This is a genomic window from Micromonospora globbae (genome assembly GCF_036184225.1).
Lineage (GTDB): Bacteria > Actinomycetota > Actinomycetes > Mycobacteriales > Micromonosporaceae > Micromonospora > Micromonospora globbae.
This window is the reverse complement of the sequence record NZ_CP108084.1, coordinates 1,398,853-1,419,079: the sequence shown is the minus strand read 5'-3', so window position 1 is coordinate 1,419,079 and position 20,227 is coordinate 1,398,853. Positions and strand designations below refer to the sequence as shown.

At 76.8% G+C, this 20,227-nt stretch carries 14 protein-coding genes, 1 pseudogene and 1 riboswitch; of the genes and pseudogenes, 6 read left to right on the top strand and 9 right to left on the bottom strand.

Going from position 1 to position 20,227, the window contains the following annotated elements:
- Positions 1–24: 24 nt before the first annotated feature.
- From OG994_RS06255 to cobN, 4 genes and pseudogenes are all read right to left on the bottom strand, one after another.
- Positions 25–1,362 (bottom strand): cobyrinate a,c-diamide synthase, encoded by a 1,338-nt coding sequence (locus OG994_RS06255; protein WP_240032789.1) that lies wholly within the window; start codon positions 1,360–1,362, stop codon positions 25–27.
- 140 nt (positions 1,363–1,502) lie between these two features.
- Positions 1,503–2,114, bottom strand: coding sequence for a cob(I)yrinic acid a,c-diamide adenosyltransferase (gene cobO, locus OG994_RS06250; RefSeq protein ID WP_120326748.1), 612 nt, complete (start codon positions 2,112–2,114; stop codon positions 1,503–1,505).
- A 137-nt stretch (positions 2,115–2,251) separates the two neighbouring features.
- Positions 2,252–4,441, bottom strand: a pseudogene (locus tag OG994_RS06245) (VWA domain-containing protein); the annotation flags it as partial.
- Between the two features lie 29 nt (positions 4,442–4,470).
- On the bottom strand, positions 4,471–8,139 hold the full coding sequence (gene cobN / locus OG994_RS06240) for a cobaltochelatase subunit CobN (protein WP_328852506.1): 3,669 nt from the start codon (positions 8,137–8,139) through the stop codon (positions 4,471–4,473).
- A gap of 468 nt (positions 8,140–8,607) precedes the next feature.
- Positions 8,608–8,737: riboswitch (cobalamin riboswitch) on the bottom strand.
- A 365-nt stretch (positions 8,738–9,102) separates the two neighbouring features.
- Here cobN and OG994_RS06235 point away from each other — a divergent pair.
- Positions 9,103–9,810 carry an MBL fold metallo-hydrolase gene (locus tag OG994_RS06235; protein ID WP_328852505.1) on the top strand — a complete coding sequence of 236 codons (708 nt, stop codon included), beginning with the start codon at positions 9,103–9,105 and terminating at the stop codon, positions 9,808–9,810.
- A gap of 144 nt (positions 9,811–9,954) precedes the next feature.
- On the opposite strand, the gene OG994_RS06230 is transcribed toward OG994_RS06235, so the two are convergent.
- Complete coding sequence (locus OG994_RS06230; RefSeq protein ID WP_120326744.1) at positions 9,955–10,287, bottom strand: hypothetical protein; 333 nt, start codon at positions 10,285–10,287, stop codon at positions 9,955–9,957.
- Positions 10,288–10,407: 120 nt separating this feature from the next.
- Here OG994_RS06230 and OG994_RS06225 point away from each other — a divergent pair, with 120 nt between their 5' ends.
- Positions 10,408–11,094: a hypothetical protein gene (locus OG994_RS06225; protein ID WP_328852504.1), complete on the top strand. Its 687-nt coding sequence runs from the start codon at positions 10,408–10,410 to the stop codon at positions 11,092–11,094.
- Positions 11,095–11,250: 156 nt separating this feature from the next.
- Here the strand turns inward: OG994_RS06225 and OG994_RS06220 are convergent, their stop codons facing one another.
- A complete protein-coding gene (locus OG994_RS06220; protein WP_328852503.1) occupies positions 11,251–12,147 on the bottom strand; it encodes an aldo/keto reductase in 897 nt (298 codons plus the stop codon).
- A 108-nt stretch (positions 12,148–12,255) separates the two neighbouring features.
- Complete coding sequence (locus OG994_RS06215) at positions 12,256–13,494, bottom strand: MFS transporter (protein ID WP_328852502.1); 1,239 nt, start codon at positions 13,492–13,494, stop codon at positions 12,256–12,258.
- Positions 13,495–13,641: 147 nt separating this feature from the next.
- Between OG994_RS06215 and OG994_RS06210 the strand changes: the two genes are divergently transcribed.
- Positions 13,642–14,631 carry a LacI family DNA-binding transcriptional regulator gene (locus tag OG994_RS06210; RefSeq protein ID WP_328853675.1) on the top strand — a complete coding sequence of 330 codons (990 nt, stop codon included), beginning with the start codon at positions 13,642–13,644 and terminating at the stop codon, positions 14,629–14,631.
- Positions 14,632–14,827: 196 nt separating this feature from the next.
- Positions 14,828–15,532, top strand: coding sequence for an alpha/beta hydrolase (locus OG994_RS06205; protein WP_328852501.1), 705 nt, complete (start codon positions 14,828–14,830; stop codon positions 15,530–15,532).
- A 3-nt stretch (positions 15,533–15,535) separates the two neighbouring features.
- Here OG994_RS06205 and OG994_RS06200 read toward each other — a convergent pair whose 3' ends face one another.
- The gene (locus tag OG994_RS06200; protein WP_328852500.1) at positions 15,536–16,660 is read right to left on the bottom strand and encodes an FUSC family protein; all 1,125 of its coding nucleotides are present in this window, start codon (positions 16,658–16,660) and stop codon (positions 15,536–15,538) included.
- A 114-nt stretch (positions 16,661–16,774) separates the two neighbouring features.
- Between OG994_RS06200 and OG994_RS06195 the strand changes: the two genes are divergently transcribed.
- Together OG994_RS06195 and OG994_RS06190 are read left to right on the top strand one after the other, a co-directional pair.
- On the top strand, positions 16,775–17,503 hold the full coding sequence (locus OG994_RS06195; RefSeq protein ID WP_328852499.1) for an HD domain-containing protein: 729 nt from the start codon (positions 16,775–16,777) through the stop codon (positions 17,501–17,503).
- A 272-nt stretch (positions 17,504–17,775) separates the two neighbouring features.
- Complete coding sequence (locus OG994_RS06190; RefSeq protein ID WP_328852498.1) at positions 17,776–18,735, top strand: hypothetical protein; 960 nt, start codon at positions 17,776–17,778, stop codon at positions 18,733–18,735.
- Positions 18,736–18,748: 13 nt separating this feature from the next.
- On the opposite strand, the gene OG994_RS06185 is transcribed toward OG994_RS06190, so the two are convergent.
- Positions 18,749–20,197, bottom strand: coding sequence for a Gfo/Idh/MocA family oxidoreductase (locus OG994_RS06185; RefSeq protein WP_204985146.1), 1,449 nt, complete (start codon positions 20,195–20,197; stop codon positions 18,749–18,751).
- Positions 20,198–20,227: the final 30 nt, after the last annotated feature.

The window sequence follows — 20,227 nt, the reverse complement described above, 5'->3', positions numbered from 1 at the left end:
GGGAACGCCGGACGGGCGGCGTGGTCAGCGGGCCGCCGCCTCGACCAGCCGCCGGGCGGCCCCGGGGTGGCCCGCCCAGTGCGTGTGCAGGTAGGAGGCGTGCACGAGGCCGTCGACGAAGCCGTGCGCGGCGCCGTCCCAGCGCCAGGCCGGGCGGTCGCCGTGGCGGGGATCGGTGACGGTGCGGTGGAACTCGTGGCCGCGTACCGGGTCGCCGGCGCCGGCGAGCGGCGAGTCGGCGGCGGCGACCGCCGCGCGGTAGCCGAGGGTGAGCGTGCCGGTCATCCGGGCGGCGAGGTCCAGCCGGCCGCACATGGGCACACCGTCGAGGGACCGGCCGAGGTAGAGCAGGCCGGCGCACTCGGCGACCACCGGGCCGCCGAAGCCGGCCAGCTCGGCGCGGAGCGCCGTGTTGGCGGCGAGCCGCTCGGCGTACGCCTCGGGGAAGCCGCCGCCGATCACCACGGCGCGGGTGCCGGCGGGCAGCGCCGGGTCGCGCAGCGGGTCCACGGTGACCACGCGGGCGCCGGCGGCGGTGAGCAGTTCGGCGGTCTCCGCGTACGCGAAGGTGAACGCCGGACCGCCGGCGACCGCGACCACCGGACGGGTGGTGCCGGCGGGGCCGCCGACGGCGGTGACCGGCTCCCACGCCGGCGCGGTGAGCGGCGGTGCGGTGCGCGCCAGGTCGCGCACCGCGTCGACGTCGACGGTGGACTCGACGAGGTCGGCGAGCGCGTCGACCACGGCGACGGATTCCGGCGCGCGTTCCGCGACCGGGACGAGGCCGAGGTGCCGTGCCGGCGCGGCCACCTCGGCGGTCCGGGCGAGCGCCCCCAGGACCGGCACGCCCACCTCGGCGAACGCGTCGCGCAGCAGGCGCTCGTGCCGGGGCGAGCCGACCCGGTTGAGGATCACGCCGCCGAGCCGGACGCGCGGGTCGAAGGCGGCCATGCCCAGCGCCGTCGCGGCGGCCGAACGGCCCTGGGCCGTCGTGTCCAGCACGAGCAGCACCGGGGCGTCGACCAGCCGGGCGACGTGGGCGGTGGAGGCGTACCCGCGGCGGCCGACCGCCCCGTCGTGCAGCCCCATGACGCCCTCGATGACAGCTATGTCGGCGGGGACGGGGGTGCGCGCCCCGTGCCGCAGCAGCGGCGCGATCCGCTCCTCGCCGACCAGCCACGGATCGAGGTTGCGGCCGGGACGGCCGGCCGCGAGCGCGTGGTAGCCGGGGTCGATGTAGTCGGGACCGACCTTGTGCGGGCTCACGGCGAGACCGCGGCGGCGCAGCGCGGCCAGCAGGCCGGTCGCCACCGTGGTCTTGCCGTGCCCGCTGGCCGGCGCGGCGACCACCACGCGGGGCAGCGCCCACGGCGGGGTGGGCTCCCCCGGGTGGCGGCGCGCCGCACCGGACGGCCGGGCGCGCGGCCCGGACCCGGCCGGCACGTCGGCGGACCCGGCCGGCACGTCGGCGGACCCGGCCGGCACGTCGGCGGGCCCGGGTGTCACCACTCGATGCCCTTCTGCCCCTTCTGGCCGGCGTCCATCGGGTGCTTGATCTTGGTGAGCTCGGCCACGAGGTCGGCCGCCTCGACGAGGCGGGGGTGGGCGTCCCGGCCCGTGATGACCACGTGCTGGAAGCCGGGGCGGCCGGCGAGCGTCTCGACCACCTCCTCGACGTCCACCCAGCCCCACTTCATCGGGTAGGTGAACTCGTCGAGCACGTAGAGCCCGTACCGCTGGGCGGCCAGGTCGCGCTGGATCTGCCGCCACCCCTCGAGGGCGTCGGCGGCGTGGTCGGCGCGGTCGCCCCGCTGGATCCAGGACCAGCCCTCGCCCATCTTGTGCCACGTCACCGGGGCGCCCTGGCCGGTGCGCTCGTGGACCTCGCCGAGCGCGCGGAACGCGTTCTCCTCCCCCACCCGCCACTTGGCGCTCTTGACGAACTGGAAGACGCCGATCGGCAGCCCGGCGGTCCAGGCCCGCAGCGCCAGGCCGAAGGCGGCCGTCGACTTGCCCTTCATCTGCCCGGTGTGGACGACGAGCAGCGGGCGGTTGCGGCGCTGCCGGGTGGTGAGCCCGTCGGCGGGTACGTGGGACGGCTTGCCCTGCGGCATCAGGCGACGCTCCTTCGGGTCGTCACGCCCTCGACCAACTCCGCGATCTTGCGATTTGCGCCCCTCGTTCGCCCCGATTCACCAGTTTTGTCGGGGCCGAAAGTGCAAGATCGCGGGGCGGTGGGGTGGGGGGTCGGGGTGGTCAGGGAACTGAGGGGGGTCAGGGGGGCGCGCAGGTGGGTGGCCAGGCGCTGGGCCAGGTGGAGGCGGACCGGGCCGGACTCGCAGTCCACGACGACGCACGGGGCGCCCGTGGCGGCGAGCACGGCCGCCGCCCGGTCGGCGCGCAGCAGCGGACGTTCCCCGGCCGTGGCCCGCCCATCGGTGAGCACGAGCACCAGAGGGCGGCGTCTCGGGTCGCGCAGCCGCTCCACCCGCAGCAGCTCCGCCGCGGCGAGCAGTCCCTCGGCGAGCGGCGTACGGCCGCCGGTGGGCAGCTCCGCCAGCCGGGCCGAGGCGGCGAGCACCGACGAGGTGGCCGGCAGCAGGGTCTGCGCGCCGCTCCCGCGGAACGCGACCACCGCGACCTTGTCCCGCCGCTGGTACGCGTCGGTGAGCAGCGCGAGCACCGCCCCCTTGACGGCGGACATCCGCTCCCGGGCCCCCATCGACCCGCTCGCGTCGACCACGAACAGCACCAGGTTGCCCTCGCGGCCCTCGCGCACCGCCTCGCGCAGGTCGGCCGGCCGCAGGCGCAGCGGACCACCCCGCCGGCCCCGGTCGAGCTGGTGCGGCGCGGCGGCGCGCAGGGTCGCCGGAAGGTGCAGCGCGCCCGGACGGCCGGCAGGCAGCCGGGCGCCCGTGGTGCGGCCCCGCCCGGTACGCGCCCGCGAGCGCCGGCCCGGCACGCCGTCGCCGACGCCGGGTGCGGTGAGCAGCCGCGCCCGCAACCCTCCGACGGGTACGGCCACGGAACCCGGCCGGGGCATCCCCGCGCCGGCGCCCAGCGCGCCCCGCGCCGCCCCGTTCCCGGCGGCCGGGTCGGACCCGGAGCCCGCTCCGGCGTCCCCGCCCGGGGCCGGTCCGTCCGGGCCGGACCCGCCGTCGGGGCGGCGCCGGAGGTCGGCGTCGGCGCGGTCCGGGCCGGCGTCGTCGCGCCCGGCCGGCGGCGCGCCACCGCCGCGCGGATCACCGCCGCGCCGATCACCGCCGCGTGGGTCACCGCCGTCCGGGCCGCCGCCGCGTGGGTCACCGCCGTCCGGGCCGCCGCCGCGTGGGTCACCGCCAGCGCCGCCGCCGGGCCCGCCACCGTCAACGCCGCCGGGCCCGCCACCGACGGGTCCACCGCCGTCCGGGTCGCCGCCGTCCGGGCCGCCGGACGGGCCGCCCGGCGGGTCGTCGTCGGGGTCGTCGCCGGCCCGCTCCAGGGCCTCGTCGAGCCGCTTCTCGTCCAGCCCCGGCGTGTCGAACGGGTCCCGGCGCCGCCGGTGCGGCAGGGCCAACCGGGCCGCCACCCGGACGTCCTCGACACCCACCCGGTCCCGGCCGTGCCAGGCGGCGTGCGCCATCGCGGTACGCGCCGTCACGATGTCGGCGCGCATCCCGTCCACGTCGAACGCGGCGCAGACCTCGGCGATCTGCCGCAGCGCCGCGTCCGGGAGCACCACCTCGTCGAGCCGGGCCCGCGCGGCGGCCACCCGCCCGGCGACCTCCGCCTCGGCGTCGGCCCAGCGGGCCGCGAAGCCGGCCGGGTCGGCGTCGGCGGCGAGGCGGCGGCGGACCACCTCGGCCCGGATCGCCGGGTCGCGGCTGGCGCCCACCTCGACGGTCAGCCCGAACCGGTCCAGCAGTTGGGGCCGCAGCTCCCCCTCCTCCGGGTTCATCGTGCCGACCAGCAGGAACCGGGACGCGTGGCTGACCGAGACGCCCTCGCGCTCGACGTGGCTGCGGCCCATCGCGGCGGCGTCGAGCAGCAGGTCGACGAGGTGGTCGTGGAGCAGGTTGACCTCGTCGACGTAGAGCACGCCGCGGTGCGCGGCGGCCAGCAGGCCCGGCTCGAAGGCGCGTACGCCCTCGCCGAGGGCCTTCTCCAGGTCGAGCGCGCCGACCACCCGGTCCTCGGCGGCGCCGACCGGCAGCTCCACCAGCCGGGCGGCCCGCCGCTGCACGGGCGCGCCGGCCGGGTGCGGGCCGTCCGGGCAGCCCGGGTCGGGCGCGGCCGGGTCACATGCGAAGCGGCAGTCGGCCACCTGGTCGACCGGGGGCAGCAGGGCGGCGAGCGCGCGGACGGCCGTCGACTTGGCGGTGCCCTTCTCGCCGCGGACGAGCACGCCGCCGATCGCCGGGCTCACGGCGTTCAGCAGCAGGGCCAGGCGCATGTCGTCCATGCCCAGCACGGCGGAGAACGGGAACGTGGTCACGCGCGGTCCTCCAGGTCACCCTCGCTGGCCAGGTACGTCTCGCGGAGCCGGTCCAGCGTGTCCGGCTCCGGCTCGGCCCACAGGCCCCGGTCGGCCGCCTCCAGCAGCCGTTCGGTGATGCCCCGCAGCGCCCACGGGTTGGACTCGGCGAGGAACTCCTGGGTGGTCGGGTCGAAGACGTACGCCTCGGCGAGCCGCTCGTACATCCAGTCGTCCACGACGCCCGCGGTGGCGTCGTAGCCGAACAGGTAGTCCACGGTGGCGGCCAGCTCGAACGCGCCCTTGTAACCGTGCCGGCGCATCGCGGCGATCCACTTCGGGTTCACGACCCGGGCGCGGAAGACCCGCCGGGTCTCCTCGCCGAGCGTGCGGGTGCGCACGTCGTGCGGCATGGCCGAGTCGCCCACGTACGCGGCGGGCGCGGCGCCGGTGAGGTGGCGGACCATCGCCACCATCCCGCCGTGGTACTGGAAGTAGTCGTCGGAGTCGACGATGTCGTGCTCGCGGGTGTCCTGGTTCTTGACGGCCACCGCGATGCGGGCGAAGGAGCGCTCCATGTCGGCCCGCGCCTCCCGGCCGTCCAGCCCCCGGCCGTACGCGTAGCCGCCCCACACCGCGTACACCTGCGCCAGGTCGGCGTCGCTGCGCCAGTTCCGGGCGTCGATGAGCGGCAGCAGCCCGGCCCCGTACGCCCCGGGTTTGGAGCCGAAGATGCGGGCGGTGGCCCGCCGCTCGTCGCCGTGCTCGGCCAGGTCGGCGGCCACGTGGGCGCGGACGTAGTTGTGCTCGTGCGGCTCGTCGAGGGCGGCGACCCGGCGTACGGCGTCGTCGAGGAGCGCCACCACGTGCGGGAAGGCGTCGCGGAAGAAGCCGGAGATCCGCACGGTGACGTCGATGCGGGGGCGGCCCAGGTCGGCGAGGGGCACCACCTCGACGCCGGTGACGCGGCGGGACCGGTCGTCCCAGGTGGGGCGGCAGCCGAGCAGCGCGAGGATCTCGGCGATGTCGTCGCCCTGCGTCCGCATGGCGCTGGTGCCCCAGACGGTGAGCCCGACCGAGCGCGGGTATTCGCCGGTGTCGGCGAGGTGCCGGGCCAGCAGCGAGTCGGCCAGGGCCACGCCCACGTCCCAGGCGTTGCGGCTGGGAATGGCCTTCGGGTCGACCGAGTAGAAGTTCCGGCCGGTGGGGAGGACGTTGACGAGCCCCCGGGTGGGCGAGCCGGACGGTCCGGGCGGCACGAAGCGGCCGTCCAGCGCGGCGAGGGTGTGCGTCAGCTCGTCGGTGGTCGCGTCGAGCCGGGGCACCAGTTCGGTGGCGGCGAAGCGCAGCACCGCGGCGGCGTCCGGCAGGTCCCGCCCGGTCACCTCGGCGACGACCGCGTCGGCCTTGCCGGCGTCCCAGCCGAGGGTCTCCATGGCGACGACGAGCCGGCGCGCGAGGGCCTCGATCAGGTCGACGGTGTCGGCCGCCGTGGCGGACGGGCCGTCCACGGTGTCGGTCAGAGCCGCGGGGACGGCGACGCGCTCGCCGGGAGCCGCGAGCAGCGCGGCCTCGTCCAGCCCGTACGCGGCCGCGAGCGCCTGCCGCAGCCCCGGCAGGGCGCGGGCGCCGCCCCACACCTGCGGGGCGCGCAGCACGGCGAGGACGAGGTTGACGCGGGCGTCGCCGGTTGGCGCGGCGGCCAGCACGTGCAGGCCGTCGCGGATCTGCACGTCCTTGACCTCGCACAGGTACCCGTCGAGGTGCAGCACGAAGTCGTCGAACTCCTCGGCGGCGGGCATCCGCTCGGTGTGCAGGTCGTGGTGCAGCTCGGCCGCCCGGACCAGCTCCCAGATCTGCGCCTGCACGGTCGGCACCTTCGCCGGGTCGAGCGCCTGCACGGTGGCGTACTCGTCGAGCAGCTGCTCCAGCTTCGCGAGGTCCCCGTACGTCTCGGCGCGGGCCATCGGCGGCACCAGGTGGTCGACGACCACGGCGTGCGCGCGGCGCTTGGCCTGGGTGCCCTCGCCGGGGTCGTTGACGATGAACGGGTAGACCAGCGGCAGGTCACCGAGGACGGCGTCCGGGGCGCAGTCGGCGGCCAGCCCGAGGCCCTTGCCGGGCAGCCATTCGAGGGTGCCGTGCTTGCCGAGGTGCACCACGGCGTCGGCCCCGAACCCGCCGTCGGCCGGCGGCGCGGCCAGCCAGCGGTAGGCGGCCAGGTAGTGGTGGCTGGGCGGCAGGTCGGGGTCGTGGTAGATGGCGATCGGGTTCTCGCCGAAGCCGCGCGGCGGCTGGATGAGCAGGACCACGTTGCCGAAGCGCAGACCGGCCAGCACGATGTCGCCGCCGTCGGTGTAGAGGTCGCCGGGCGGTTCGCCCCAGTGGGCGCGCATCCGTTCCCGCAGCGGCGCGGGGACCTGCGCGAACCAGCGCCGGTACACCTCGCCGGGCACCCGGGCCTCGGCGGCGGCGAGCTGCTCGGGGGTGAGCCACTCGACGTCGTGGCCGCCGGCCGCGATGAGGGCGTGGATCAGCGCGTCGCCGTCGTCGGGCGGCGGCGCGTCCCCCAGGTCGTAGCCGGCGTCGGCGAGTGCGCGCAGCAGCCGCACCGCGGACGCGGGGGTGTCCAGGCCGACCGCGTTGCCGACCCGGGAGTGCTTCGTCGGGTACGAGCTGAGGACGATCGCGAGGCGCTTGTCCGCGTTCGGCAGCCGCCGCAGCCGGGCCTGGCGTACGGCGATCCCGGCGACGCGGGCGGCGCGTTCGGGGTCGGCCGCGTACACGGACAGGCCGTCGCCGTCGATCCGCTTGAACGAGAACGGCACGGTGATGACGCGCCCGTCGAACTCGGGGACGGCGACCTGCATGACGGCGTCCAGCGGGGTCAGGCCGGCGTCGGACCCGGCCCACTGCTCGCGGGTGCTGGTCAGGCAGAGCGCCTGGACGACGGGTACGTCGAGCGAGGCCAGCGCGCCGACGTCCCAGGCGTCCTCGTCGCCGCCCGCGGAGGCGTCGGCGGCCACCGCCCCTCCGGCCGCGAGCACGGTGACCAGCAGCGCGTCGCACCGGGAGAGCAGCGCCATGGGTCCGGCGTCGGCGGCCAGCCCGCGCAGCGACCCACAGTAGACGGGCAGCGGGTTTCCGCCGGCCGCCTCGACGGCGTCGGCGAGGGTGTCCACGAAGGCCGTGTTGCCGGCCAGCGCGTGCGCCCGGTAGAAGACGATCCCGATCGTCGGCCGGTCGGCGCGCGCCGTCCGGTCGCCGTACACGCCGTACGCCGGGGTGGACGCCGGCGGCGCGAATCCCTCACCGGTGAGCAGCACGGTGTCGGAGAGGAAGCGCGCCAACTGGGCCAGGTTCTCCGGGCCGCCCTCGACGAGGTACGCGAGCGCCTGCGTGGCCACACCCACGGGCACCGTGGAGGCCGCCATCAGCTCCGCGTCCGGCGCCGGCTCCCCGCTCAGCACGACCGTCGGCACGCCCGAGGCGAGCACCGCGGCCAGCCCGTCCGGCCACGCCGGTCGGCCGCCCAGCAGCCGTACGACGGCCACGGCGACGCCGTCGAGCAGCGCGGGAACGGCCTCGGCGTCGACCCGGGCCGGGTTGGCCAGCCGGTAGTCGGCGCCGCTGGCGCGGGCGGCCAGCAGGTCGGTGTCGGAGGTGGACAGCAGCAGGATGCGCACGGGTGGCTCCGGAGAGTGACGCCCGACCGCCGTACGGGACGAGCGGGCGGAGCGGGTGGGACAGCGCGGGAGGCCGCCGGGGTTCACCGCCGGCCGGTGGCGCGGGGTGGGGTCAGGGGGTGGGGTGGCTTCCGCGCGGCGTCGACGGCCGACCGGCCGAACGGTGGGGCGCGGTGGGGACGAGCGACGTGCCGCCGCTCGGGAGGGGGCGGGTGCCGCCGACCGGGACGGCGGGGATGCCGGTGCCCGGGAGGGGGCGGGTGCCGCCGCTCGGGAGGGTGCGGGTGCCCGGGGCGGCGCGCGTGCCGCCGTCGGTCGGGGCGGGGACGCCGGTGGGTCGGGTGCGGTGGGGCGCGAACGCGCCTCCCGCTGCGGGCCGGTCGCGGCGATCGCCGCCGGCGCGGTGGACGCGGTGCGTCATCGGGTCCTCCTCGGGTGTCCACGCCCTGGGGTCACTCCCGACGGCCGAAGTATCCTGGCTCCCGGATCGACGCTCACCCCCGGCCTTCCAACCGCGCACGCACGGCCGTGACTCGCGAGGGGGGATCACTCCCCGGTGACAGTGGCGGGACCGCGCCGGAATCGCACCGGCTTCCTTCACTGCCGTCAGGCCGCGAATGCTGCCACACGGCCGGACCCCGGGTCAACGCGGCACCGAGCCGCCGGCAGCGGCGCGACCAGCCACTGTGGAGGGCGTACGCCGGCGGGATCGGCCACGCGCGGCCGGTACGACGTACGGCGCCGCCGGTCCGCGACGCGTCGGTGCGGCGTACGGCGCCGCCGGTCCACGGCGCCGTCGGCGCGGCCGGCGCGGCCCACGCGACGGCGCGTCCGGCGCGGCGTACGGCACCGCGGGCGCGATGCGCGGCACGGTCGACGGGGGCGCGATGCGCGGCACGGCCGGCGCGACGCCTAGGATCGACGGGCACAGCGCGGGAACGTCGTCGGCGGGGTGAGGTCGTCATGCGGTTCCACCGGCTCGCCGGGCGGGTCTGGCTCTACCCCGGCGATCCCGACCCGCTCGCCGTGCAGGCGGGTGTCGCCCTCGTGGCCGACGACCGCGGCAGCGTGCTCGTCGACGCGGGGCAGAGCCCCGCGCACGCCCGCGAGATCCGCGCCGCGCTGCACGCGGCGGGGCTGCCGGAGCCGCGATGGCTGGTCTACACCCACCACCACTGGGACCACGTCTGGGGCGCGTGCGTGTGGCCGGGCGTGGAGATCGTCGGGCACGTCAGCGGGCGGGAGCTGCTGCGGGAAGAGGCGGCCCGGCCGTGGAGCCACCGCTACCTGCGCGAGCAGGTGCGAGCCAACCCCCGGCTCGCCCCGAGCTTCCGGGCGCGGGCCCTGGCCGTCGACTCGTGGGACGACTTCGCGGTGCTGCCGCCGACGCGTACCTTCACCGACGAGGACGACCTGCCGGTGGGCGTGCGCCTGCGGCACGTCGGCGGCGCGCACGCGCCCGACTCGACGGTGGTGCTGGTGCCGGACTCCGGCGTCATGCTGCTGGGCGACTGCTTCTACCCGCCGCCGGCCCACCTGCGCGAGCCCGACGACGGCCCCGACCTGGCCCTGGTCCGTCGGCTGCTCGACGACCACTACGACTGGTACGTCTCCAGCCACGCCGAGCCGATGACGCGCGCGCAGGCGCGGGCGCAGGTCGACGGGGCCTGACCGGCGACGGGCGCGACGCCCGGGGCGCTCGGCGGGCGTGACGCGGCCGGACGGCCCGCGGCGTCGCCAGGCGCGTCCCGACGCGGCCGGCTCGCGGCGTCGGCGGGCGTGGCACGGCGCGACGCGGCCGGGCGGCCCGCGGCCTCAGTGGGCGCGTCGCTCCGGGTGGGCCCGGTTCCAGGCCCGCATCCGCTCCGGGTAGCCGGTACGGGCGGCCTCGTACAGCGGGACGGCGTGCCGGCGCGCGATGGCGGCCGCGGCCCGGGGCGAGCCGGTGCGGCGGCGGATCCACTCCCCGTCGTGCGCGATCGCCACGACGGTCGTGTCCGTCGCCGTGGTCTCCGGTTCCAGGTAGAACTCGACGCCGTGCCGGCTCGTGACGAACGCCTCCAGCGCGGCCAGGTCGTCCCGGGTCGCCTCCCGGTCCAGCTTCGTCGGGGTCCCGTCGGCGCGGGACCGCCGGTTGAACCAGCCCATTCCCGGCTCCTCTCCCTCGGCGTGCCTCCCAGTGCAGCACCGTTTCCTGGCAATCGGCTGCGAGCCGGGTGGGAACGACCTGACCGTCGCCGGAGGCCGTGCCGGGGCTAGGCTCGGGCCGTGCTCGGGGATCCGGCGGCGGCGCGGAACAACGCCGAGTGGTGCGACATCGTCTGCGCGAGCCACGGCCTGGTCGGCCGGTTCGACGCGGACGCCTGGTCGGTGCCGCGCCGCTCCCCGCCCTGGTACCCGGACGCCGTCACGCTGCGTCCCGGCGTCGCCGCCGAGGCGGTGCTCGACCGGATCGACGCGGGCCCCGGCGCGTCGGTGAAGGACAGCTTCACCGACCTCGACCTGCGGCCGTACGGCTTCCGGGTGCTCTTCACGGCCCGGTGGATCCACCGCCCGCCGGTGGCCGCCCCCGCGCCACCGTCCGGCGCGGCGGACGGGCGTCCACCGCTGGCTCCCGTGACCACCCCCGACCGGTTGGCCGTGTGGGCCGCGGCGCACGGCGGGGGTGAGCTGTTCCGCCCGGCGCTGCTGGGCGACCCGCGGGTGACCGTGCTCGCCGCGTGGACGGCCGGTGGCGCCGTGGCGGGCGGGGCGGTGCTCAACCGCAGCGGCCCGGTGACCGGCGTCTCGAACGTCTTCGCCAGCGGCGCCGACGCGGCCGACGTCTGGGCCGCGGTCCACGCCGCCCGGCCCGGGGAACCGCTCGTCGGGTACGAGTCCGGCGACGACCTCACCGCCGCCGTGCGGGCGGGCTTCACGACCGGCGGACCGCTGCGGGTGTGGGTACGCGACTGACCCTGCCGCACGACACCGACGGTCCCGGCCCGGCCCGATGGACGGCCCGGCCCGGCGGAGGCCCGGCCCGGCGGGGGCCCGGCCCGGCCCGACGGAAGCCGAGCCCGGCCCGACGGAAGCCGAGCCGGGCGGCGTCGTCCCCGCCCCGCCCGGGGGTCAGCCCAGCCGGGCCAGGTCCTCGGGTGTGAGCCGCAGCCCGGCGGCGGCGATGTTCGCCACCAGGTGCTCCGGGTCGCCCGTGCCCGGGATGGCGAGCACGTGCGGGCCCTGGTGCAGCGTCCAGGCCAGCCGCACCTGGTGCGGGGTCGCGTCGTGGGCACGGGCCACGGCGAGCAGGGCCTCGTTCCGCTCGGCCGTCGCTCCGGCCTCCCGCCGCGTGCCGGCCAGCGCGAAGAACGGCACATACGCGATCCGGCGCGCGCCGCAGAGCCGGACGAACTCGTCGTCCTCCCGGTACGCGTCGACCCCGTACGCGTTCTGCACGCACACCACGGGCGCGATGTCGCGTACCTCGTCGAGGTGCTCGGGGCGGGCGTTGGAGAGCCCGAGGTGGCGGATCAGCCCGGCGGCGCGCAGGTCGGCGAGGGCGCCGAACCGCTCGGCGAGCGGCACCGCGGAGGGCCGCCGGTAGAGCCGCAGGTTCACGAGGTCGAGGTGGTCGCGCCCGAGCCGGCGCAGGTTCTCCTCGACCTGGGCGCGGAGCTGGGCCGGGGTGAGTGCCTCGGTGAAGCCGTCGCGCGGGTCGTACCCGGGACCGACCTTGGTGGCGATCACCAGGTCCGCCGGGTACGGGGCGAGGGCCGCGCGGATCAGCTCGGTGGCGTAGCGGGCGGGGCCGGTGCCGACCCGCAGGGTTCCGCCGGGTGAGACGTAGAAGGCGGCGGTGTCGATGTGGTTGACGCCCAGCTCGACCGCGCGGCGCAGCACGGTGAGGGCGCGGTCCCGGTCCGGGTCGGCGGTGATCCGCATCGAGCCGAACCCCATCCGGTTGACGGTGCGGTCTCCCAGCACCCAGGTTCCGGCGGCCGCTGCGGTGATCTCTTCGGTAGGCACCCGGCGAACCTAGCCAGCGGCGGGACGCGGCGCAGTCGGCCGCGCACCCGATACCGCTGGCTCCCGATCTCCACTAGCTTTGATGATGCGCCGCGGGACCGGACCGCGTCAGGGCCGGTCGCTCGACCGAGGTTCGCGCATCACCGGCACGAGCGCCAGCGTCGGCACGAGCAGCAGCGGCACCACGAGCAGGGCGTGCAGGATGCCCACCCGGTCACCGAGCAGGCCGAGCAGCGGCGGGCCGGCGAGGAACGCGGTGTAGCCGATCACGGCCACGACGCTGACCCGTACGGCCGCCTTCTCCTCCTCGTCCGCGGCGGCGCTCATGCCGACCGGGAAGCCGAGCGACGCCCCGATGCCCCAGAGCGCGACCCCGGCGACCGCCACCGGTCCCGAGCTGGCCAGGATCGCCAGCGCGGCGCCGACCGCGGCGAGCAGGATGGTGCCGATCAGCACCGGCACCCGGCCCCACCGGTCGATGGCGACCGTGCCGGCCGTACGCCCCAGCGTCATGCCGGCCACGAAGACGCCGAACACCGCCGCGCCGGCCGCCTCGCTCAGGTCGTGACCGTCGACGAAGGCCACCGCGAGCCAGTCGTTGGCGCTGCCCTCGGTGAACGCCATGACCAGCACCACGAGGCCGACCAGCAGGGTCCGCGGCTCCCGCCACGCCGCGAGCAGGGCCCGGCGCCGGGCCGCGTTCGACTGCGCCGGCGCGTCGGCGCCGGCCACGGCGGGCGGCAGGAACAGCCGGGCGCCCAGCAGGGTGCCGCCCAGCACCACCACGGCGACGGCGGCCAGGTGGGCGGCGACCGGGACGTCGAGCCGGGCGGCCCCGGCGCCCAGGCCGGCGCCGGCCACCGAGCCGAGGCTCCAGGCCGCGTGGAAGCGGGGCATGACCGTACGCCCCAGGCGCCGCTCGACCGTCGCCCCCTCGACGTTCATGGCCACGTCGCAGGTGCCGGAGCCGTAGCCGAAGGCGAACAGGCCGAGGGCGACGGCGATCGGCGAGTGCGTGAGGCCGGTGGCCAGCCCCGCCCCGGTGAGGCCCACGGCGACCACCGCGGTCGAGAGGCGGACGGTGCGCGCCGCGCCGAGCCGCTGGCTGACCAGCCCGGCGGTGGGCATGGCGAGCAGCGAGCCGGCCGAGACGGCCAGCAGGAGCAGCCCGAGCTGCCCGGCGCTGAGCCCGAGCGCCTCGCGGGCGGCGGGAACCCGGGAGAACCAGGTCGCCACGGCGAGCCCGTTGAGGGCGAAGACGACGGCGACGCCGTTGCGGGCGGACCGCACCGCTCGGGATACGGCCGGTGCGGTCGCGTCGACGGATGGCGCGGTGGCGGGGCTCACGGGGTGCGGGTTCCTTCCTGGGGTCTTTCCGGTCACCCCGATCCGACACCTGAGAGCGCTCTCACCTCAAGCTGGTTACGGAGGTACCGCTCGTCACACCCGGGAGGGATGATGCCCGAGAGTACCCGCACCACCTGGGAGGACGAGATGACGACCGCGGCCGCACGACCCGCAACCCTGGAGGATGTCGCCCGGGCCGCCGGCGTGTCCCGCTCGACCGCGTCCCGCGTGATCGCCGGCACGGGCGCCGCGTCGCCGGAGGCCCGCGACCGGGTCGCCGCCGCCGCCGACCGGCTCGGCTACGTGCCGAACGCGGCCGCCCGGGCGCTGGTCCGCGGTGCGGGCGTCCGGCTCGCCGTGGCGGTCACCGGCACCACGTCGGCCGTCCTCGAGGACCCGTACGTGGCCCGGGTGGTGGCCGCCGCCGCCCAGGTCGGCACCCCGCACGGGATCGGGGTGAGCCTGCACTGGCTGCCACGCAGCGCCCCGCAGGCGCTGCGCGAGCTCGCGTACGACCGGGGCGTCTGCGGGATCGTCCTGGTCAACACCACCGGGTCGGTGCTCGACGCGGTGCCCCGGTCGCTGCGCGGGCGGGTCGCCTCGATCGGCATCGGCTCGCGCACCGTCCCCGCGTTCGACGTCGACAACGGCGGCGGCACGACGGCGGTGCTGCACCACCTCTACGCCACTGGCCGGCGCCGCATCGCCATGGTGACCGGTCCCCGCTGGCTGATGTGCGCGGGGCGGTCCGTGCGCGCCTACCGGCAGATGGTCCGGGAGGCGGGGCTGCCGGTGCGCCTGGTGCGCGGCGACTTCACACCGGCACGGGGGCGGGCGGCCGCCGTCGAGGTGATGGAGCGCTGGCCCGACACGGACGCCATCTTCGCGGCGAGCGACCCCACGGCGCTCGGTGTGATCGCCGGCCTGCGCCGGCGTGGTGTGCTGGTGCCGGGCGACGTGGCGGTGGCCGGGTTCGACGACATCCCGCTCGCCGAGCTGAGCACCCCCGCGTTGACCACGGCGAGCCACCCCGTCGGGCGGATCGCCACCGCGGCCGCGCAGGCGGTGCTCGACCGGCGTCCGGTCCCGCCGGCGACGTTCTTCCCGTCCGCGCTGGTGGCCCGCGACAGCGCCTGAACGCCGGCACGGCGGGCGGCGGCACCACGGCGGCGGCGACCCGTGGGCGGCGGCCCGGCGGCTGACCGGCGGCGCGCGGCGGCACGGCGGGCGGCGGCACGTGGCGGCCGACCGGCGGGCGGCGGCCCGGCGGCGGTTAACCGGCGGGCGGCCGGGTAACCGCGGCACCACACCCGACGACGAGGAGCGGTGACCTGTGTCCGAGCCCGCGCCGCCGCACCGGCAGCCGGAGGAGAACCCCCGGCACGGACGGCTCACCGCCCGGCCCGCCGCGCCCGTGGGCCCGGCGACCGCCGGCCTGCTGCCGCTCACCGACGCCGCCGGCGAGCCCCTCGCCCTCCTCTACGCCCCGGCGCCGGCCGGCGACCGGCCGTACCGTCTCGTGGTGCTGCTGCACGGCGCCGGCGGCTCGGCACGCCAGGGGCTGGACCTGCTGCTCCCGGTCGCCGACGCGCACCACCTGCTGCTGGTGGCGCCGCAGGCGGTGGCGAGCAGCTGGGACCTGATCGGCGAGGGGTTCGGTCCGGACGTGCGGCGCATCGACGCCGTGCTGGAGTCGGTCTTCGCCGGGTACCCGGTGCGGGACGTGACGCTCGGGGGCTTCTCCGACGGCGCGTCGTACGCGCTCTCGCTGGGCCTCACCAACGGCGACCTGGTGGCCGGCGTGGTGGCCTTCTCCCCCGGGTTCGCGGCGCCGCTGGTGACCCACGGCCGGCCCCGGATCTTCGTCTCGCACGGCGTCGGCGACCGCGTCCTGCCGATCGACGTGTGCAGCCGGCGGCTGGTGCCCCGGCTGCACGGCCTCGGCTACGACGTGGCGTACCGGGAGTTCCCCGGCGGCCACGAGGTGCCCGGGGAGATCCGGGACGCCGCCGCCGACTGGCTGGACGCGCTCTCCTGAGGGTCAGACCGGCGGCAGTCCGAGGGCCTGGTCGACCCGGCCGAGGACGGCGGCGTCGTCCTCCACGCCGAGCCCGCGCAGCAGGTCGATCGCGGTCGCCCGGACCTGCCCGATGATCATGGCGAGTGGCAGGGACGGGCCGGCGGCGTAGAGGCGGCCGGCCGTGCGTACGGCGTCGAGCGCGGCCTCGTCCGCCCGCGCGGCGTGCCCGTCGGCGGCCTCCTCGTGCCCCTGCAGGTCGGCGGCGAGCGCCTCCCCGGCGGCCCGGACCGCGTCGGCGAGGCAGCGCAGCGCCACCCCCAGGTCGGCGGGCACCGGCGACGGTTGCCGGCTCAGCGTCACGCCGGCGCGGGCGAGCACCCGGACGTTGCGGACGGCGTAGTCGATCTGCTGGATCGAGCTGTCGACCGAGCGCAGCCGTCCGAGGTGCCGCCGGCGGCGCAGGTTCAGCCACAGCGCCTCGCCGGCGGCGAGCACGCCCTCGCGGAGGCGGTCGATCCGGGCGTCCATCCCCCGGGCCTGGGCCAGCGCGGCGAGCGCCGCCCGTTCGTCGTGCCGGTCCAGCGCGTCGGAGATGCCGGCGAGCAGCCCGCCCATCTCGTCGAACGTGCCCCGGACCTCGGCGATGAGCGGGGCCAGCGGCCGTCGGGCGTCGACCAGTTGGCTGACGGCGAGCGCCACCGCGCCGCCGATGAGCGCGTCGACGAACCGGAACGGCACCAGCGACTCGGTGGGCGGCGCGACCACCACCAGGTAGAGGGCGGAGACGGCGGCCTGCACGAGGGTCACGCCGGTCGCGCCGACGGCCGCCGCGAGGACGACGGTGAGCAGGATCACCGTGAAGACGGTCCAGGTGCTGCCCCGACCCAGCGCCTGGATGACGACGTCGGCCACGAGCACCCCGCCGGCCACGCCGAGCACCACCTCGACGGCCCGGCGCAGCCGCTGCCCGCGGGCCTGCCCGAGGACGATCAGCGCGGCGGCCGGGGCGAAGAAGGGCTGCGGGTGCCCCACGAGCCGGGCGGCGAGGATCCAGGCGACGGTGGCGGCGACGGTCGCCTCGACCACCGGCCACCAGCGCTGGCGCAGCCGCCCCGCGGCCACCCGCAGCCAGCTCAACCGGGCCATCGCCACCTCCTTCCCACCGGTTCCCGGACGTACGCGATCGTCCACCATCGGCCGCTGGTCGCGTCGCCGGGGCGGCGCACCCCCGCCGTGGTGAAGATCGGCTATAAGTGACGCATGGACTTCCCGCCGTACCTGGGCAGCATGCCGATGCACGCGATCACGGAGATCCACGGCGAGCCCGGACTGCTGGAGCGCTTCCGGCTGGAGATCCGGTCCTTCGACGCGGCGGCCCGGCAGCGGTTGACCGCCGCGCTCGACCTCGCCGCCGAGCTGCACCGCGACGACCGGCGGGTCCGCGAGCCATACCTCAACCACCTGCTGCGGGTCGCCATCCGGATGATGCACCACTACCAGGTGCGGGACGTGGACGTGATCGTCGCCGGGCTGCTGCACGACGCCGTCGAGGACCACCCGGTCGAGCTGGCCGGCGACGCCGCCGGCGACGACCCCACGGCCGCCGCGCTGGCCGCGCTCGCCGCCCGGTTCGGTGCGCGGGTCGCGCGCCTGGTGGCGGCGGTCACCAATCCGGCGTACGACCCGGCGCGCGACCGCAACGAGCAGTACCGCGAGCACGTGGCGGCCAGCCTCGACCGGGAGCCCTGGGCACGGGTCATCAAGGTGTCGGACTTCACGGACAACGGGGTGGGCGTCATCCACACGGTCGGTCCGAAGGTCGAGTCGTCGGCGCGCAAGTACCGCCCCCTCGTGCCGGTGTTCCGCGAGCTGGTCAGCCGGCCCGACACGCCCCTCTCGGCGGACGTGAAGCGGCACATCCTCGCCCAGCTCGACCTCGCCGAGGAGCGGTTCAGCGCCATCCTGGACCAGCCCGCCCACCGCCACTGACCGGCGGCGCCCCACCGCCGGCGGCGGACGGGCGCCCGCGGACGCCGCCGCGCCGCCCCTGGCACGTACCCCCGCGGCCGGCACGACCGGCGAAGCCGGCCGGACCTCGTTGCGTGGCCGTCACTTCCCGGGGTCGGTGAGCCGTTGTTCACATGGGGGCACGACGTGGGCCGGCACGGCGCCGGGCCAGCGGCAGGACGTGGGCCGGCGGGACGTGGGCCGGCGGGGCGTCGCGGTGCCCGGGCAGCGGGTCCGGCGGAGGGAGGGGCGGCATGGCGGACAACCCCAATCCCGCCCCGGCGGCCGGCGGGGGCCCTCCCCCGGACGCCCGGACCGGGCAGCGCTGGCGCCGCTGGGGCGAGAACGCCCTCACGACCGGCGCGCGGCTGAGCGTCGAGACCGGGCAGTGGCTGTCACGGCGTTGGGGGCAGGTCGTCGCGCTGCTGCGGGGCATGGAGCCCGCCGCCGCGTTCGGGCCGCCCCCTCCCCCACCCGGGCGCCTCACCGAACGGCGCGACGCGGAACTCGCCGTCCCCGCCCAGGGCTACGTGTACGTCTTCCACGTGCGCGCCAGCCTCATGTGGTGGTCCGAGGGGTTGCGCCCGGAGGACCTGAGCTGGCACGCGCACTACTTCCAGCCGCACGCCGTCCAGAAGCTGACCCGCCTGGCCGCGGACCTCGCCCGCACGCTTCCGCCGCACCGTGCCGGCGACCTCGAGGTACGCCTCCAACGGGCGGTCGACGCGGCGGACTGGGCCTTCTCGCGGGGCGGCAAGACGGTCACGTGTGAACCGGAGATCCGGGTACGGCTCGACGAGCGGGTCCGGCGGGCCCTGCTGCCGTACTCGGAGCGGCTCGTGACCCTCGAATCCGAGTACGAGCTGCACCTGGCCCGGGCGCGCAGGGCGGAGCAGCTCGCCCGCCGCTGGACGGGCATCCTCCAGGAGTTCGCCGCCGGCCCGGTCCCCGCGGCGGCCGGCCCGACCGCGGAGGAGAACGTCGTCGACGCCGTACGCCGGATGACGGCCCTGCAGAAGATCGCCGCACGGTGGGTGGAGGAGCTGCTGAGGGACCGGCCGCGCACCGACGAGTCCCGCCCCGCCGGGCGGCGGGGCGACGCGGTGACGCGGCAACCGCCGGACCGGGCGCGGGACGTACCCAAGCAACCCGGCCCGGCGGCGGGGTCGGGCGACGCGGTCGCTCCCGACCCCGACGCACCGCGTCAGGCGTGACCGGCTGACGGTCTCAGCGCTCCGTCAGCCACGGGTCGTCGGGCTTGGGCCGGTCGAACGTGGGCCGCGCCTTGCGCCAGTGCCCGCGGGTGAAGTCCGGCACCTTGACCGGGCGCATCCGGCCGCTCTTCAACGACTCGTGGCTGAGCGGGATCACCGAGCACCACGCCGCCGAGTCGTAGACGTCGATGTCGGGGGTCATGCCGAGCCGCATCGTCTGGATGAGACGCCAGATGGAGACGAAGTCGCCGCCGCCATGGCCGCCGTACTGGTCGGCGAGGTTCTCCAGCGTGGGCCACAGCCAGTGGTCGTGCTGCCGCAGGATCGCGGTGTAGTCGTTGCCGGTCCGCCAGGTGTGGTTCTGGTGGCCGAGCGATTCGAGGTAGACCCGGGCGTTGTCCAGCTCGATCGACCCCCGCGTGCCGGTGAGGGTGGTCTCGCGGGTGTACGGGTGGGGCGAGTTGACGTCGTGCTCGACGCGGATGAACCGGCCGCTGGTGGTCGTGACGAAGCAGGTGTGCCGGTCGCCGGAGATGTAGGGCTTGTCGTCCCAGGACGAGTGGTCGGGCCCGACCCGCGGGTCCTCGGCGCGGAACAGGGCCAGCGCCTTGGGTGCGGACGCCACGGCGATCAGCTCCTCGAACCGGTCGCCCCGGTTGATGCCGAGGGCCGCCGCGACCGGCCCGAGGCCGTGCGTCGGGTAGTGCGAGGCGTTCATCCTGGTCTGCCAGCGGCGACGCCAGTGCTCGGGGTGGTACGCCCCGCCGAACAGGTACGGCCAGCGCAGGTCGTGGACGTACCCGCCGGAGGCGTGCTGGAGGTCGCCGAAGAGCCCCTGCCGGGCCATGGTGAACATGGCCAGCTCGGGTCGGAAGTAGTTGACGTTCTCCAGCAACACGCAGTGCTTCCGGGTCCGTTCGGAGGTGCGGACGAGGTCCCAGATCTGGTCGAGGTACGGCGCGATCGGCAGCTCGACGGCGACGTGCTTGCCGTGCTCCATGGCCGCCTTGGCCATGGGGTGGTGCCACTCCCAGGGGGTGGCGATGTAGACGAGGTCGATGTCGTCGCGGCGCAGGAGGTTGAGGTAGTCCTCCTCGCCGTTGGAGTAGCCGGCGGGTGGGGTGTCCTGGAAGCCCTGCTCCATGATCCGGCTGATCGTCCGGTCGACCCGCTCGGGTCGGATGTCGCAGACGGCGGTCACCGTGGCCACGGCGCCGAACCGCCGGTCTTGGTCGCCGCCCCGGTTGCCGAGGCCGATGAGCCCGACGCGTACCTGCGCGAAGCCTTCGAACGGGACGTCGACCATGCTCTTCTCGTCCCTGCCACGGGCGGGTTCGGTGCCGCCCGGGACGGCCGCCGCGGGCGCGCCGACGGCGCCGGTGAGGCCGGCCGCGGCGCCCAGCACGGCACCGGACCGGAGCAGGTCACGGCGGGACGGATTGTAGTGAGCTGGCGGGGCCACAGTGATCACTCCCAACATGACGGGGCCTGA

Coding starts and splice junctions, on each gene's coding strand:
- OG994_RS06200 (WP_328852500.1), bottom strand. CDS start 16,660: ATGGCCCGGTTGAGCTGGCTGCGGGTGGCCGCGGGGCGGCTGCGCCAG.
- OG994_RS06190 (WP_328852498.1), top strand. CDS start 17,776: ATGGCGGACAACCCCAATCCCGCCCCGGCGGCCGGCGGGGGCCCTCCC.
- OG994_RS06195 (WP_328852499.1), top strand. CDS start 16,775: ATGGACTTCCCGCCGTACCTGGGCAGCATGCCGATGCACGCGATCACG.
- cobO (WP_120326748.1), bottom strand. CDS start 2,114: ATGCCGCAGGGCAAGCCGTCCCACGTACCCGCCGACGGGCTCACCACC.
- OG994_RS06210 (WP_328853675.1), top strand. CDS start 13,642: ATGACGACCGCGGCCGCACGACCCGCAACCCTGGAGGATGTCGCCCGG.
- OG994_RS06230 (WP_120326744.1), bottom strand. CDS start 10,287: ATGGGCTGGTTCAACCGGCGGTCCCGCGCCGACGGGACCCCGACGAAG.
- OG994_RS06235 (WP_328852505.1), top strand. CDS start 9,103: ATGCGGTTCCACCGGCTCGCCGGGCGGGTCTGGCTCTACCCCGGCGAT.